Below are 14,883 nucleotides of genomic sequence, written 5' to 3' on the forward strand. Positions count from 1 at the left end.
GCGAGCGCGGCGGCGAGCGCCGTGGCGCGCCGCTGCCCGTCGGCGAGCTGCGCGACCGGCGTGTCCTCGACGCCGTAGAGGTCGAACAGGCGAATCATCTCGTTGACGCGCGCGTTCGCCTCGGCCTCGCGGATGCCGCCGGAGCGCGCGCCCTGCGCGATCTCCTCGCGCACGGTACCGCCGAGCAATGTCGCGGCCGGGTCCTGGCCGACGTAGGCGACGAGTCTGGCCATCTGCTGCGTGCGCCGGGTGGCGACGTCGACGCCGGCGACGGCGACATGTCCCCGCTGCGGGCGCAGCTGCGCGTCGAGCAGCCGCAGCAGCGTCGACTTGCCCGAGCCGTTCGCTCCGACGACGCCGACGAAGGAGCCGCGTTCGACGCGCAGCGAGACGTCCTCGAGCGCGGGCGACTCGTCGGGGGTCGAATCCGGGTAGCGCAGCCCGACGTGGTCGAGGACGAGCCCGGGCTCGCCTGCGGCGGCCGGCTCGTCGTCGGCGAGCGTGAGCGTCGGCGCCTCGCCGCGTGGCACGTCGACGCCGACCGATTCGAGCAGCGCGCCCTCGCGTTCGAAGATGTCGGCGCCGGTACGGCGGATGATCTCGCCGCCGACCATCAGGAAGACGCCGGTGGCGTGATGGGCGAGCGCGCGCGTGCGCTGCTCGACGACCAACGTCGTCATACGCGCGTCCTCGCGCATATGCTCGACGATCGCGAACAGGTCGTCGCGCCCCTGCTCGTCGAGCGTGTTCGACGGCTCGTCGAGGATGAGCACGTCCGGACCTGCGGCGATCGCCGAGCCGATCGCGACGCGTTCGAGCTCGCCGGCGGACAACGTGGCCGTCAGGCGGTGGCGCAGCGCCTCGATGTGCAGCATCGCGAGGACCTCGTCGACGCGCGCGCGGATCTCGTCGGGCGCCACGCCGCGGTTCTCGAGCGGGAACGCGATCTCCTCCTCGACCGTCTCGGCCACGATCTGGCCCCACGGGTTCTGTCCGACGTAGCCGACGCGCAGCGACAGGTTGGACACCGACGTGCTCTTGACGTTCATGTCGGCGATGCGCGCGTAGCCGTTGAGCGTGCCGGCAGTGCAGTGCGGGATGAGACCGACGAGCGCCTTCGCGAACGTCGACTTGCCCGAGCCGCTCGGCCCGACGACGCCGACGACGCCGCCGCGCGGCACATAGCAGCTCACGTCGCGCAGCGCGACGCGCGCGTCGTCCCCTTCGGACGCAGGCGCATACGCCCATCCAAGATTCATCACGGTGATAATGTCGGCCACACCATACTCCATCGGGATAGCAGGAACGGACACGTCGCCCCCGGCCGTTCGTATCCGGGGAGGCGGTCCACCACAGGTGAACGTATCCGCTGCTTCAGACAAACGGCCGGCAGGCGCCTAATCCAGCATAACAGGCCGCCGCACGGGCGTTCCGCACGCCACATGCGCCGCCGTCCGCCCCACCGGCTCAGTCGGCGCGGCCGCCCGCGCGCACCGCGCGGAAGGCGCCGTCGAAGTCGGCGATGATGTCGTCGATGTGCTCGGTGCCGACCGACAGGCGGATCGTGCCCTGCCGGATGCCCTGGTCGGCGAGCTCGGCCTCGGATTCCTGCGCGTGCGTCGTCGAGGCCGGATGGATGACGAGGCTCTTGACGTCGGCGACGTTTGCCAGCAGCGAGAACAGGTGCAGGTTGTCGATGAACGTGCGCGCCGCGTCACGCCCGCCTGCGATGTCGAAGGTGAAGATCGGGCATGCGCCGTCCGGGAAGTTCCTGACGTAGCGTTCGTGGTCGGCCCGCCCCTCGATCGACGGATGGGAGATCGAGACGACCTCGGGCACCGTCTTGAGGTAGTCGATGACCTTGAGCGCGTTCTCCACGTGGCGTTCGACGCGCAGCGAGAGCGTCTCGGCGCCTTGCAGCAGCAGGAAGGCGGACAGCGGCGAGAGCGTCGCGCCCCTGTCGCGCAGCAGGATCGCGCGGATGCGCGTGACGAAGGCGGCCGGTCCGAGCGCCCCGTAGAAGTCGAGGCCGTGGTAGGAGGGGTCGGGTTCGGTCAGCGTCGGGAACCTGCCGGGCTCCGCGGCCCAGTCGAAGGCGCCGCCCTCGACGATGACGCCACCGAGCGTCGTGCCGTGGCCGCCGATGAACTTCGTCGCCGATTCGACGACGACGTCGGCGCCGTGCTCGAGCGGGCGGAACAGGTAGGGCGTCGCGAAGGTGTTGTCGACGATGACCGGCAGCCCGTGGCGGTGCGCGACGTCGGCGATCGCCTCGACGTCGGGGAAGTCGGCGTTGGGATTGCCGAAGGTCTCGAAGTAGACGAGCTTCGTGTCCTCCTCGATCGCGTCCTCGAAGGCGCGCGGATCGAGGTCGACGAAGGTCGTGCGCACGCCGTCGCGCTCGAGCGTGTGCCGCAGCAGGTTGTAGGTGCCGCCGTAGATGTTCTTCGCGGCGACGATGTGGTCGCCGGCCTGCGTGATGTTGCGCACCGCATAGTCGACGGCCGCGGCCCCGGAGGCGACCGCGAGCGCCGCCGTGCCGCCCTCGAGCGCGGCGATGCGCTCCTCGAGGACGGCCTGCGTCGAGTTCGTCAGTCGCCCGTAGATGTTGCCCGGGTCGGCCAGGGAGAAGCGCGCGGCCGCATGGTCGAAGTCGTGGAAGACGTAGCTCGTCGTCTGGTAGATCGGCACGGCGCGCGCGTCGCTCGCCGGATCCGGCGTCTCCTGCCCCGCGTGCAGCTGCAGCGTCTCGAAATGGTATCCGTGGTTCCTCTCGTCGGTCATCGTATCCGCCCTTTCCCGCACGCCGCCGGTTGTGCCGCGTGCCCGTCCTTATCGTGCGCGGCCTGGGCGCCGCGTTGCGTCCGACTGTATGGAGCGGCGCGGCGGCGGCGCAAGCCCCGCGTTATCGCCGTTTCTTATACCCGTCTATCGGTCCGCGGCGTGCGGCGGGCTTCGCGGGGCCGGCGGACGCGTACGGCGCCCGCGCGACACGCCGGGGACACGGCCCGGCGGACGCATGCGGCATGCGAAACGCGCCACCTCGGCCTACAGTGGCGTGGTGAAGCGACGGACGCCGACCGCACGCGGCGGGCCGGGCGCGTCAGGCACAAGGGCAGAAGGAAGGACGCCATGACCGAAATCACGCTGTACAACCGCAACCGCGAATACATCCCCCGCATCGCCGCCGTGCACGACATGTGCGGGTACGGCAAATGCTCGCTGACCGCGGCGATCCCGATCCTGTCGGCCGCCGGCTGCGACGTATGCCCGGTGCCGACCGCGCTGTTCTCGGCGCACACGCGCTACAAGGTCTTCACGATGGAGGACACGACCGACATGCTCGGCGCCTACCTCGACGCCTGGGGCAAGGAGGGCGTCGAGCTCGACGGCGTCTACTCCGGCTTCCTCGGCTCGCCCGACCAGGTGGCGATCATCGAGCGCCTGTACCGCGAGTACCCGCAGGCGCTGCGCTTCGTCGACCCGGTCATGGGCGACGCCGGCGAGATGTATCCGACGTACACGGCCGAGCTGTGCGAGGCGATGGGCGCGCTCGTCGACGGCGCCGACCTGCTGATGCCGAACCTGACCGAGGCGTCGATCCTGACGGGCGCCGACTATCCCGGCCAGGACATCACCGACGCGCAGGTGCGCGCGATCATCTCCCGCCTGTTCGACCTCGGCGCGAAGAACGTCGTGCTCAAGGGCATCGACCATGACGACGGCCGCATCCGCAACTTCGTCGCGAACCGCGAGGCCGGCCTCGACTCGATGACCGAATGCGTGCACGAGAAGCTGCCGTTCATGTGCCACGGCACCGGCGACGCCTTCGCGTCGGCGATGATCGGCGGCGTCATGGCCGGCCTCGACCTGGCCGCCGCGGCGCGCCTGGCCGGCGAGTTCGTGCACAACGCGATGGAGCAGACGCGCTTGCAGCCACATTACGAGGAGCGCGGCGTGAGCTTCGAGCTGAGCCTCGGCGAGCTGACGAACCTCGTCGACTGACCTTCCCCACGCGTTTCGCCTCCGGCGATCGCCGTCGTGAAAGGGGCCGTGTCCGGCACGATCGTGCCGGACACGGCCCCTTTCATCGTCGTCCTCACGCCGGAGGAAACGCCGCCGTCGCAAGCCTTCGCGTCGCCGTTGTCCACAGCCGCGGCGCCGGATGTGGATTGCGGCCCGCCCATCCACATCCGACACACCCTGCCGGCGTGTCGTCCACATCCATGCCGCCGTCTGCTTCGATGGACGCCACCGTTCGCGGCGCCGCGCCCGAGGTGACGCGGCCCCGGCTTGCAAGGAGGATGGCATGGACGAGACATGGACCGTGTTCGAACACGACGAGGACATATGGGATGCGCCGGCCTTCGGCGCCGTGCCGGGCGCCGTCACGGCGACGGCGTGCGCCGACGGCGGCGGTGACGCCGAGACGGATGCCGGCATCGGATTCGGCGCTGACGGCGACCTCATCGGCGACGAGTTCGGCGACGAGGACGACGAGCCGCACGCCCGCCTGCGCGCGTGCCTCGAACGGCTCGCGGCGCCCGGATTGTCGGGGCGCGAGCTCGGCGCCGCCGGCGAGGCGGCCGCGCAGGCATGGCTCGAATGCCGGCGCATCCGCGTCATCGGCGCGAACTGGCGCACCCGCTACGGCGAGATCGACGTCATCGCCGTCACGCCGAACCGCACGATCCTGTTCGTCGAGGTCAAGACGCGGCGCACGCGTCGCTTCGGCACACCCGAGGAGGCCGTGCACCCGGCCAAGCAGGCCAATCTGCGCCGCGCCGCCGCGCAGTGGCTCGGCGCGCGCGGCGCGAAGGTGCCGCATGTCGGCGTGCGCTTCGATGTGCTCGCGCTGAGCGTGTCCGGCGGCGACGTCGACGTGCGCCACATCCCGGGGGCGTTCTGATGGCCATCGGCAACGCGCTGTCGATTGGGCTCATCGGGCTCAAGGCCTTCACGATCCAGCTGCAGGCCTTCATCTCCCCCGGCCTGCCGTACTTCTCGATCATCGGCCTGCCCGACGCGTCGCTGAGCGAGGCGCGCGAACGCGTCAAGTCGGGATGCGTCGCGAGCGGCTTCTCGTGGCCGCAGACGCGCGTGACCGTGAACATGTCGCCCGCCTCGCTGCCCAAGCGCGGCTCGTCGCACGACCTGGCAATCGCCGCCGCGGTGCTCAGCGCGAGCGGCGTCGTCCCGCACGAATGCATGATCGACACCGTCGTGCTCGGCGAGGTCAACCTCGACGGCAGCGTGCACGGCATCGATGGGCTGCTGCCGATCCTGCTGCACGCGCGCGACGCGCGGCTGCGCCATGTCATCGTGCCGCGCGCGAACCGCGACGAGGCCGAGCTCGTCGACGGCGTCGAGCCGCGCTATGTCTCCCACGTCGGCGAGCTGATGGAGATGTTCGGCGCACGTTCGACGTACACGCTGCGCGACGCGTCCGTGCACGTCGCCGCCGACGCCGGCCTCGCCCCAGCGCCGGCCGTCGGCGACATCGCCGAGGTCGTCGGTCAGCGGGCGGCGAAGCGCGCGCTCGAGGTGGCCGCGGCCGGCGGCCACCATGTGCTCATGGTCGGCCCTCCCGGCACCGGCAAGACGATGCTCGCCTCGCGCATGCCCGGCATCATGGCGCCGCTCGACGAACGCGAGCAGTTCGAGGTCGCGTCGATCCGTTCGCTGTGCGGCACGCTCGGCGCCCATGGCATCACCGACGTGCCGCCCTTCGAGGCGCCGCACCACACGGCCACGGTGCCGTCGCTCGTCGGCGGCGGCGGCATCGGCAAGCCCGGCGCCGTCACGCGCGCCCACCGCGGCGTCCTGTTCATGGACGAGGCGCCCGAATTCGCGCCGCGCGCGCTGCAGACGCTGCGCGAACCGCTCGAATCAGGCATCGTCGCCGTCTCCCGCGCGAAGGGCACGACCGTCTACCCCGCCTCGTTCCAGCTCGTCATGGCGGCCAATCCGTGCCCCTGCGGCTACGGGTACGGCACCGGCGAACGCTGCACGTGCCGCGAGCGAGACCGCATCCGCTACTTCGCGCGTCTGTCCGGGCCGATCCTCGACCGCATCGACATCCAGGTGCCGGTCAACCCGATCGCGCACATCGGCGCCGCGCCGGGCCGCGACGGCGAATCGAGCGAAACCGTCCGCTCGCGCGTCGTCCGGGCGCGCGAGGTCGCCCGCGGGCGCTTCGCCGACCTCGGCTGGAGCTGCAACGCGCAGGCCTCGGGCGCATGGCTGCGCGCGAACACGCCGCCGACGGCGCTCGACGTCGTCAACAAGGCGCTCGGCGCGCAGCGGCTGAGCCTGCGCGGCGCCGACCGTTCGATGCGGCTGGCGTGGACGCTCGCCGACCTCGCCGGCCACGGCCGCCCGGACGCGCGGGACATGGCCGAGGCAATCGCGCTGCGCACGAAGGAGCTGACATGAGCGACATGCTGCTGAGGGCCGCCGAAAGCTGCGACGACATGCTCGCCCGCTGCCTGCTCACACTGTGCATCGACGACGCGGACATCATGATGGCCGCGCTGCTCAAGGGCACCGCCGCGCGCGACGTGCTCGCCGCGCTCGCCATGTCGATGGAGGACATGCCGGCCGCCGTACGGGCGGAAGGCATGCGCACGCTCGAACGCGACCTCGCGCTCGGCATCGCCCGCTGGGGCTGCACGGTGCGTCCGCGCACGCGCGAACGCTTCGCGCAGGCCGTGGAACGCTGGCGCGCCCGGCTCGCCTCGTTGCCGAGCGAGGAGCCCGACGCGCTGCGCGCATGGCTGACGGCGGACGGCGCATACACGGTGCTCACGCCCGACGACGACGCATGGCCATCCGGCCTCGCCGACCTGGATGTCCGCTCCGACCACGCGCCGCCGGCGTGCCTGTGGGTGCGCGGCGACGTGCATGCGCTCACGGCATGCGCCGAACCGGTCGCGATCGTCGGCTCGCGCGGCATGAACGACTACGGCCGCGAGGTGACGTCAGCGCTCGCCGAGGCGGCGTGCCTCGACGGGCACACCGTCGTCTCGGGAGGCGCGATGGGAGTCGACGCGGCCGCCCACTGGGCCGCCGTGCGCGCGGCCGGTCCGTCGGCCGGCCGCACCGTCGCCGTCTTCGCCGGGGGTCTGGGACACCTCGGCCCCTCATGCAACGAACGGCTGTTCGCGGCGATCGAGCAGGCCGGCGGCGCGCTCGTCAGCGAACTGTGCCCGGACACGCCCCCGCTGGCCCACCGCTTCCTGCTGCGCAACCGGCTCATCGCCGCGATGGCGGCGTCGGTCGTCGTCACGCAGGCGAGGCTGCGTTCGGGCGCGCTCAACACGGCGCGCTGGGCTAACGAGCTCAACCGGCGGCTCTACGCGGTGCCCGGCGACGTGACGGTCCCGTCGAACGCCGGATGCAACATGCTCATCCGCGACCACCGGGCGATCCTGCTGGCCGACGCGCGCGCCGCCGACGAATGCTGCCATCCGAGCCACGCACCGTCGGCCGCTGGGCCCGGAGAGCCGAAGCCGGCCGGAGGCCCGTAGCCCCCGCCCCGGACTGGGTGCGGGATGCCTTGTGAGACAATACCGGATATGACCCCGAAGCACATCGAAGAACAATACGACGCCGTGATCGTGGGAGCCGGCGCGGCCGGTCTGTCCGCCGCGCTCGGCTTCCACCGCAGCGACGCCGCCCGCGCGCTGCGCGACGCCGGCGTCGAACCGAAGGTCCTCGTCATCTCGAAGCTGCAGCCGCTGCGCTCGCACACCGGTTCGGCCGAAGGTGGCATCGCCGCGAGCCTTGCGGACATGGAACCGGACGACTGGCGCTGGCACTACTACGACACGGTCAAGGGCGGCGACTGGCTCGTCGACCAGGACGCGGCGAGGCTGCTCGCCGAGGACGCCCCGATGACCGTCATCAACCTCGAACGTTCCGGCGTCGCGTTCTCGCGCACCGACGACGGCCGCATCGCGCAGCGCCGCTTCGGCGGCCACACGGCCGACTTCGGCGCGCAGCCGGTCAAGCGCGCCGCCTACTCCGCCGACCGCATCGGCCACCAGATCCTGCACACGCTGTGGCAGCAGTGCGTGCACTACGGCGTCGACTTCGCCGACGAATGGTATGTGACCGACCTCGTGCTCGACGAGACGCTCACCCGCGCCGCCGGCGTCATCGCCTTCGACACGCACGCCGGCGTCACCCACGCGATCGCGGCGCGCAACACGATCCTCGCCACAGGCGGGGCCGGACGACTGTTCCACACGACGTCGAACTCCCACGACCTGACCGGCGACGGCATGGCGCTCGCGCTCGACGCTGGCCTGCAGCTCGAGGACATCGAATTCGTGCAGTTCCATCCGACCGGGCTGGCCCACACCGGCATCCTGCTGTCCGAGGCCTCGCGCGGCGAGGGCGGCGTGCTGCGCAACGCCGACGGCGAGGCCTTCATGGCCTCCTACGCGCCCGGCCACGCCGACCTGGCGGCGCGCGACGTCGTCAGCCGCGCGATCCGCAGCGAGACCGACGCCGGCCGCGGCGTCGCCGACCCGCGCGACCCGGACGGGGCGAAGGACTGCGTCTGGCTCGACATGACCGGCATCGACCCCGAACATATGCGCCGCGCATTGCCGCAGGTCGTCGAGACGATCGAGGACTACGCCGGCCTCGACCCGACGAAGGACCTCGTGCCGGTCAAGCCGACCGCCCACTACACGATGGGCGGCATCCCGGTGACGACCGACGGCGAGGTCTACGTCTGGGACGGTGCGGACCGCAACGTCGTTGAAGGCCTGTACGCCGCCGGCGAATGCTCGTGCGTGAGCGTGCACGGCGCGAACCGCCTCGGAGGCAACTCGCTGCTCGACGCCTGCCTGTTCGGCACGCGCGCCGGCCAGGCCGTCGCCGAGCGCGTCGGACAGGACCCGGTCGCCGCCGGCACGCCTGCCGACCCGGCGCTGGGCGAGGCGCTCGACGCGGCGAAGACGGCGCGCGACGCCGACATCGACGCGCTGCTTGCCGGCGCCGCGAAGGACGCGGACGGCGACAACGCGTACCGTGTCATGGCCGACCTGTCCGAGACGATGGAGCGCGGCGTCGCCGTGCTGTGCGATGCCGGATCGATCGCGCAGGCGCAGGTCGTCGTCGACGGCCCGCTCGCCGAACGCGCACGCCGTCTGCGGCCGCATTCCGACGCGCGCACCTTCAATCAGGAGCTCACGGCGATCTGGGAGGCGCGCCATCTCGTGCGCCTCGCCGAGGCGGTGCTCGCCGCGACCGACGCGCGCCACGAATCGCGCGGATCGCTCAAGCGCACCGACTTCCCCGAGCGCGACGACGCGACGTGCCTGAACCATTCGATGACGGCCGCCGGCGCCGCGCCGCTGCGCCAGCCGGTGCACATCGTCGACATCGAACCGGGTGCGCGCTCCTACTGAAGCACCCCGGACGTCTATAGTGGAACAGGCATGAAAGGGAACGCATGGCTCAACTAGCATCATCCGGGACGACGGTCACGCTGCGCGTGCACCGCTTCTCCCCCAGGCTGGCGCGCGAACGCGACCGCGCGCGCGGCTCCAGCCCCTTCGCGCGCAAGGCATCGCCGTTCGGCGACTCGCCGGCGCGAGCCGCACGGCGTCCGCGCGGCAGGCAATGGACGCAGGACTACACGCTCGACGTGTGCGGCGACGAGACGATCCTCGACTGCCTGCTGACGATCAAGCGCACCGTCGACCCGACGCTCATGTTCCGCTATTCGTGCGGCCACGGCATGTGCGGCTCCGACGCGGCCGCCGTCAACGGCACGCCGACGCTGCTGTGCAAGGCGAAGATCGCCGACTGGGCGCGCCGGCCGCGCGCCGTCGACGCCGAAGGCTTCCGCCGCACCGTCACCGACGCCGCGACGGACGATGTCACCTCCGCGACGGACGACGTCGCCTCCGCGGACGGCAACGGGCTCGGCGTCATCGAACTGGCGCCGCTGCCCGGATTCGCCGTCGACCGCGACCTCATCGCCGACATCGAGCCGATGCTCGAACAGATCAGGCGTCTCAAGCCCTATCTGATCGCCGACGGCACGCTCGCGACGACGAAGGACGGCAAGGTCGACGTGCTCGAATACCTGCAGAGCCCCGAGCAGCTCGCCAGATACGAGACGCTGACGACCTGCATCGTCTGCGGCGCCTGCGAGGGCGCATGCCCGGTGTACGCCGGAGGCGAGGCCTTCGTCGGACCGGCCGCGCTGATCAACCAGGCCAGGTTCATCGACGATTCGCGCGACGAGGCCACATTGGAGCGACTCGAGGCGATCGACACGGCGGACGGCATCCAGGCCTGCCAGTCGGTGCGCGCCTGCTCGCGCGAATGCCCGGTCGGCATCGACGTCGGCGAGGAGATCTGGCAGCTCATCGCGCAGGTCAGGGAACGCGAGGCGTAGCGCGACGATGATGGACAAACGCACATACGACAACCACGCCAAGGCGTGGGTCTGCATCGAGGACCATGAGGCGGCGCGCGAACCGGAGCTCGTGCGCCGGGCGCGCGCACTGGCGGGACATGCCGAGCTCGCGCCGTGCCCCGCCTCGGAGGGCTTCCTGCTCGCCGCCTTCGCACGGATGACGAAGGCCACGTCGGCGATCGTCGTCGGCACCGGCTCGCTCGTCGAGACCGCGCAGCTCGTAGAAGGCCTCGACGGCGCCGGCAAGCTCACCGCCGTCGACTCGTCGGCGGCCGGCGTTGCCGCGATCCGCGCGTTCTTCTCCGACATCGACGCCGCGACGCGCACGACGCTGCGCGCCGTCAACGCCGCCCCCGCCGTCTTCCTCCAGCGGCTCAACGGCAACGACTACGACCTCATCGTCGTGTCCGGCGACCCTTCGAACTACATGCCGGTGCTCGAGCAGGCGCCGCGGCTGCTGCGCCGCGGCGGCGCCGTCGTGTTCACCGACGCGCTCGCGATGCGCGCGCCGCACGCCAGGGGCGGCCTGACGAATCCGGCCGACCGCGGCGAGAAGGCGGTGCTCATGCGAGAACTGCTCGAGCAGATCGAGGACGACGAACGATTCGTCACGGCGATGGCGCCGGCCGGCGACGGCGTGCTCATCGCCGTGGCGCGCTGAGCGCCTGCCGCAGACGGCGGAGGGCGGGTTCCCACGGCCATGTAACCGTGGGAACCCGCCCTCCGCATATCATTGCGTCGCTTCGGTCAGCCGATCTGCGACGTGGCGACGGCGACGGCCTCGTCGACGTCGTCGGTGATCGTCACGCGCGACGGGTCGAGCGGCGAGATCAGGCCGCGGTCGCGCACGGTGCCGTTGATCCAGTCGAGCAGGCCCTGCCAGTACGCCGTGTCGTACAGCGCGATCGGGATGCGCGCCACCTTGTGCGTCTGCACGAGCGTGAGCGCCTCGAAGGTCTCATCGAGCGTGCCGAAGCCGCCGGGGCATACGATGATGCCCTGCGAGTACTTCATGAACATCGTCTTGCGCACGAAGAAGTACCGGAAGGTCATGCCGAGGTTGACCCATTCGTTGATGCCCTGCTCGTGCGGCAGCTCGATGCCGAGCCCCACCGACTTGCCGCCGGCGAGCGCGGCGCCCTTGTTCGCGGCCTCCATGACGCCGGGGCCGCCGCCGGTGATGACGGCGACGTCGCGCCGGGCGACGCGTTCGCCCATCGCGAGCGCGGCGCGGTAGGTCGCTCGTCGGGCTTGATGCGCGCCGAGCCGAAGATGCTGACGGCGGGTCCCAGGTCGGCGAGCGAGCCGAAGCCGTCGACGAATTCGGCCTGGATGCGCAGGACGCGCCATGGGTCGCGGTGCAGCCAGTCGGTCGACGTGTCCGGCTTGAGCAGCCGTTCGGTCGTGCTTTCCTGCGGGATCATCTGGCCGCGCAGCAGCACGGCGCCCTGCCGGTAGGTCTGGCCGAGCGGCGAGACGCCGTCGCCCCCCGCCCACCGGGCGTCATCGACGCGTGCGACGTCCTCGTTTCGTTCGCTTGCCTGCGGTTCTTCCTTCGTCATGTGCCGGCTCCTTTCGTCTGCCGCCGATGCTCTGGCTGAGCACCACAGTACCATCGGCGAGCGTGGTCTCGGTACGTCCCGAGCCGCGGACGGCCTCCAGTTCGGCCGGCGAGGCGGCCATGCGCGCCTCGAAGCGCTTCGACTGGCGGCTCAGCAGCACGCCGGAGACGGCGGCCGCGAGCAGCGACGCGAGCAGGACGCCGAAGCGCGCCTCGGCGGACAGTTCGGCGTTGGCGTAGGCGAGCGAGGCGATCAGGAAGGAGACGGTGAAGCCGATGCCGCAGGCGACGGCCGCCGGGAACATGTCGCGCACACGCAGCCCCTTCGGCATCCTCAGCGTCCCGACATGCGTCGACAGCCATGCGACGGCCATGATGCCGAGCGGCTTGCCAACAACGAGCGCGACGATGATGCCGATGACGATCGGCGAGACGAGCAGCATCGGCGTGATCGCGTCGAAGTGCACGCCGGTGGCGAAGAACGCGAAGACCGGCAGCGCGAGCAGCGCCGAGAACGGCTGGAGCTTGTCGGCGTAGCGTTCGGCTCGGGCGTCACGCTCCCCGAACATCGCGCGCGCCGGCGTGAGCAGGCCGACGAGGACGCCGGCGAGCGTCGGATGTACGCCCGCCTCGTACATCATCACCCATGAGAGGATGCCGATGACGGCGACGCCGAACCACGGCACCTTGCGCATGCGCACGAGGAAGTACCAGGCGATTGCGCACACGGCGATGCCGACGAACCAGTACCAGGCGTTGAGCGACGAGAAGAACACGGCGATCAGGATGATCGCAAGCAGGTCGTCGACGGTCGCGAGCGTCATCAGAAACGCGCGGATCGAGCCCGGCAGCGCCTTCGCGAACAATGCGAGCACGGCGAGCGAGAACGCGATGTCGGTCGCCGTCGGGATCGCCCATCCATGCGCCGCTTCGGAGAACGGGAAGCTCGCGCCGTTCGCGATGAGCAGACTGCCGGGGTCGCCGGCGCCGTAGCGCGAGAACAGCGCGACGACGGCGATGAACAGGATCGGCGGCACGATCATGCCGCCGACGGCGCACAGCATCGGCACGGCGGCGGCGCGGATGTTCGACAGCGATCCGGTCGTCAGCTCCTGTTTGAGCTCGAGGCCGACGACGAGGAAGAAGATCGTCAGCAGGCCGTCCTGCGCCCAGTGGCCAACGCCCATGGTGATGTTCGTGCCGGGCACGCCCAGTTCGAAGTGCGACAGATGCTCGAACCACGCCGCCGTCGCCGGGATGTTCGCCAACACGAGGCCGGCGAGCGCGAAGCCGAGCATGATCAGGCCGGATATGCGGTCCGACGCCGCCACTCTCCTGATGGCCGCCCAGGGTCCCTGTGATTTCCCGCTCATCGCACCTCCCGTTCATGCGGCCGCGACGGCCGCCCTTCCACACGCAAAACCATTCCATTATGCCGCATCCGTTGCCCGCCATGTGGCCGCGGGCGCGGATGTTCACGCTTTCTCGACCTCGGGTGCCTTGCGTCGCCGTCCGGGTGTCGCGAATCGGCGCGCATCACCGTCCGAGCGTCGCGAGCGCCGCATCGAGCCGCGCGAGCACCTCCTGCAGCATCGGCGTCGGGCAGGCGAGGTTGATGCGCTCGAACCCGGCGCCCTCGGGGCCGAACATCACGCCTTCGTCGAAGTAGACGCGGGCACGCTCATGCATGAAGTCGCGCAGTGCGTCGGCGTCGAGGCCGAGGCCGCGGAAGTCGACCCATGCGAGGTAGGTGCCCTCCGGCTCGACGAGTTCGACGCCCGGATGGCTGCGCGCGAAGTCGGCGAGCAGGACGCGGTTATGTTCGAGCACGTCGAGCAGCTCGTCGAACCACGTCTCGGCGTCGTCGTAGGCGGCGATGCAGGCGACGAGGCCGAAGTGGCTGACGGTCATGCCGCCGATGTTCGCGGCGGCGACGTCGTAGCGTGCGCGCATGCGTTCGTCGCGGATGAAGGCGTTCGAGCACAGCAGTCCGGCGAGGTTGAAGGTCTTCGTCGGCGCCGTAAATTCGATCGCATGGCTCGCATAGGGTTCGCCGAGCGCGCCGAACATCGTCGTCGGGTGGCCGTCGCGCGCGAAGTCGGCGTGGATCTCGTCGACGAGCAGCAGCACATCGTGTGCGATGCACATCTCGCCGATGCGGCGCAGCTCGTCGGCGGTCCAGACGCGGCCGACCGGGTTGTGCGGGTTGCACAGCAGCATCGCCGTGCAGCGCGGGTCGGCGAGCTTGGCGTCGAGGTCGTCGAAGTCGATCGTGTAGCGGTGCGCGTCCTCGTCGTAGACGAGCGCGTTGTTCGCGATCGTCAGGCCGTTGCCGCGCGCCGCGTCGGTGAACGGGTAGTACACCGGCCGCTGGATGACGATGACGTCGCCCGGATGCGTGAACGCGCGCAGCACCGTGTTGATCGCCGGCATGACGCCGTCGGACAGCCGTATCCATGCCGGGTCGACCTCCAGCGCGTGGCGGCGGCGCATCCAGCCGACGACGGCATCGTAGTAGGCGTCGGTCGCGTAGTCGTAGCCGAAGACGTCGTGGCGCGCCGCGTCGACGATCGCGTCGACGACCTGCGGCGCCGGGACGAACTCCATGTCGGCGACCGACATCGCGACGACGTCGTCGTGGCCGGCACCGAGCTCGTCCTCGATGAGCTTCCATTTGGCCGACGTCGTGTGCCGGCGTTCGGGACGGGTGTCGAAATCGAACATGGGGCGTGCTCCTCCATCGTCTGCGTGTGCGTGCATGGGCCATGGCGGCGCGGACCGGAAGGGCGGCGCGCCGTGACGCGTCAAGCCTAGCGCCTGCGTGTTACACGGGGACGGGGCGGTGCATGCGCCGCGGTCCGTGGTCAATCGGAACAAGGCG

11 protein-coding genes and 1 pseudogene are annotated in these 14,883 nt (G+C 70.8%); 7 read left to right on the forward strand and 5 right to left on the reverse strand.

Annotated elements, in window-relative coordinates; translation table 11 throughout:
• On the reverse strand, positions 1 to 1,259 hold a 1,259-nt coding region (locus tag BCHO_RS06310), incomplete at its 3' end, for an ABC transporter ATP-binding protein (RefSeq protein ID WP_237743055.1).
• A gap of 208 nt (positions 1,260 to 1,467) precedes the next feature.
• Positions 1,468 to 2,784 carry an O-acetylhomoserine aminocarboxypropyltransferase/cysteine synthase family protein gene (locus tag BCHO_RS06315; protein WP_024541198.1) on the reverse strand — a complete coding sequence of 439 codons (1,317 nt, stop codon included), beginning with the start codon at positions 2,782 to 2,784 and terminating at the stop codon, positions 1,468 to 1,470.
• A gap of 348 nt (positions 2,785 to 3,132) precedes the next feature.
• Here BCHO_RS06315 and BCHO_RS06320 point away from each other — a divergent pair, with 348 nt between their 5' ends.
• From BCHO_RS06320 to BCHO_RS06350, 7 genes are all read left to right on the forward strand, one after another.
• Positions 3,133 to 4,005 (forward strand): pyridoxamine kinase, encoded by an 873-nt coding sequence (locus tag BCHO_RS06320; RefSeq protein WP_024541197.1) that lies wholly within the window; start codon positions 3,133 to 3,135, stop codon positions 4,003 to 4,005.
• Between the two features lie 304 nt (positions 4,006 to 4,309).
• Positions 4,310 to 4,909 (forward strand): YraN family protein, encoded by a 600-nt coding sequence (locus BCHO_RS06325; RefSeq protein WP_081707985.1) that lies wholly within the window; start codon positions 4,310 to 4,312, stop codon positions 4,907 to 4,909.
• Positions 4,909 to 6,435: a YifB family Mg chelatase-like AAA ATPase gene (locus tag BCHO_RS06330; RefSeq protein WP_024541195.1), complete on the forward strand. Its 1,527-nt coding sequence runs from the start codon at positions 4,909 to 4,911 to the stop codon at positions 6,433 to 6,435. The genes BCHO_RS06325 and BCHO_RS06330 overlap by 1 nt, the downstream gene beginning before the upstream one ends.
• Positions 6,432 to 7,529: a DNA-processing protein DprA gene (dprA, locus tag BCHO_RS06335; protein WP_024541194.1), complete on the forward strand. Its 1,098-nt coding sequence runs from the start codon at positions 6,432 to 6,434 to the stop codon at positions 7,527 to 7,529. Before BCHO_RS06330 ends, dprA begins: the two co-directional genes overlap by 4 nt.
• A 48-nt stretch (positions 7,530 to 7,577) precedes the next feature.
• On the forward strand, positions 7,578 to 9,422 hold the full coding sequence (locus tag BCHO_RS06340) for an FAD-binding protein (RefSeq protein WP_024541193.1): 1,845 nt from the start codon (positions 7,578 to 7,580) through the stop codon (positions 9,420 to 9,422).
• Between the two features lie 44 nt (positions 9,423 to 9,466).
• Positions 9,467 to 10,420: a succinate dehydrogenase/fumarate reductase iron-sulfur subunit gene (locus BCHO_RS06345; RefSeq protein WP_024541192.1), complete on the forward strand. Its 954-nt coding sequence runs from the start codon at positions 9,467 to 9,469 to the stop codon at positions 10,418 to 10,420.
• Between the two features lie 10 nt (positions 10,421 to 10,430).
• Positions 10,431 to 11,102, forward strand: a complete 672-nt coding sequence (locus BCHO_RS06350) for an O-methyltransferase (protein ID WP_024541191.1) — start codon at positions 10,431 to 10,433, stop codon at positions 11,100 to 11,102.
• A gap of 86 nt (positions 11,103 to 11,188) precedes the next feature.
• Here the strand turns inward: BCHO_RS06350 and BCHO_RS06355 are convergent.
• From BCHO_RS06355 to BCHO_RS06365, 3 genes and pseudogenes are all read right to left on the reverse strand, one after another.
• A pseudogene (locus BCHO_RS06355) lies at positions 11,189 to 11,916 on the reverse strand (LOG family protein); the annotation flags it as partial.
• 28 nt (positions 11,917 to 11,944) lie between these two features.
• A complete protein-coding gene (gene nhaA, locus BCHO_RS06360) occupies positions 11,945 to 13,375 on the reverse strand; it encodes a Na+/H+ antiporter NhaA (protein ID WP_024541189.1) in 1,431 nt (476 codons plus the stop codon).
• 163 nt (positions 13,376 to 13,538) lie between these two features.
• Positions 13,539 to 14,726, reverse strand: coding sequence for a MalY/PatB family protein (locus BCHO_RS06365; protein WP_024541188.1), 1,188 nt, complete (start codon positions 14,724 to 14,726; stop codon positions 13,539 to 13,541).
• Positions 14,727 to 14,883: the final 157 nt, after the last annotated feature.

The organism is Bifidobacterium choerinum, assembly GCF_000741135.1.
In the GTDB taxonomy this organism is placed as follows: Bacteria; Actinomycetota; Actinomycetes; order Actinomycetales; family Bifidobacteriaceae; genus Bifidobacterium; species Bifidobacterium choerinum.

Bases quoted from the DNA above. Each gene is read 5' to 3' on its own strand.
- nhaA (WP_024541189.1), bottom strand. From the start codon at position 13,375: ATGAGCGGGAAATCACAGGGACCCTGGGCGGCCATCAGGAGAGTGGCG.
- BCHO_RS06350 (WP_024541191.1), top strand. From the start codon at position 10,431: ATGGACAAACGCACATACGACAACCACGCCAAGGCGTGGGTCTGCATC.
- BCHO_RS06330 (WP_024541195.1), top strand. From the start codon at position 4,909: ATGGCCATCGGCAACGCGCTGTCGATTGGGCTCATCGGGCTCAAGGCC.
- BCHO_RS06325 (WP_081707985.1), top strand. From the start codon at position 4,310: ATGGACGAGACATGGACCGTGTTCGAACACGACGAGGACATATGGGAT.
- dprA (WP_024541194.1), top strand. From the start codon at position 6,432: ATGAGCGACATGCTGCTGAGGGCCGCCGAAAGCTGCGACGACATGCTC.
- BCHO_RS06365 (WP_024541188.1), bottom strand. From the start codon at position 14,726: ATGTTCGATTTCGACACCCGTCCCGAACGCCGGCACACGACGTCGGCC.
- BCHO_RS06315 (WP_024541198.1), bottom strand. From the start codon at position 2,784: ATGACCGACGAGAGGAACCACGGATACCATTTCGAGACGCTGCAGCTG.
- BCHO_RS06320 (WP_024541197.1), top strand. From the start codon at position 3,133: ATGACCGAAATCACGCTGTACAACCGCAACCGCGAATACATCCCCCGC.
- BCHO_RS06345 (WP_024541192.1), top strand. From the start codon at position 9,467: ATGGCTCAACTAGCATCATCCGGGACGACGGTCACGCTGCGCGTGCAC.
- BCHO_RS06340 (WP_024541193.1), top strand. From the start codon at position 7,578: ATGACCCCGAAGCACATCGAAGAACAATACGACGCCGTGATCGTGGGA.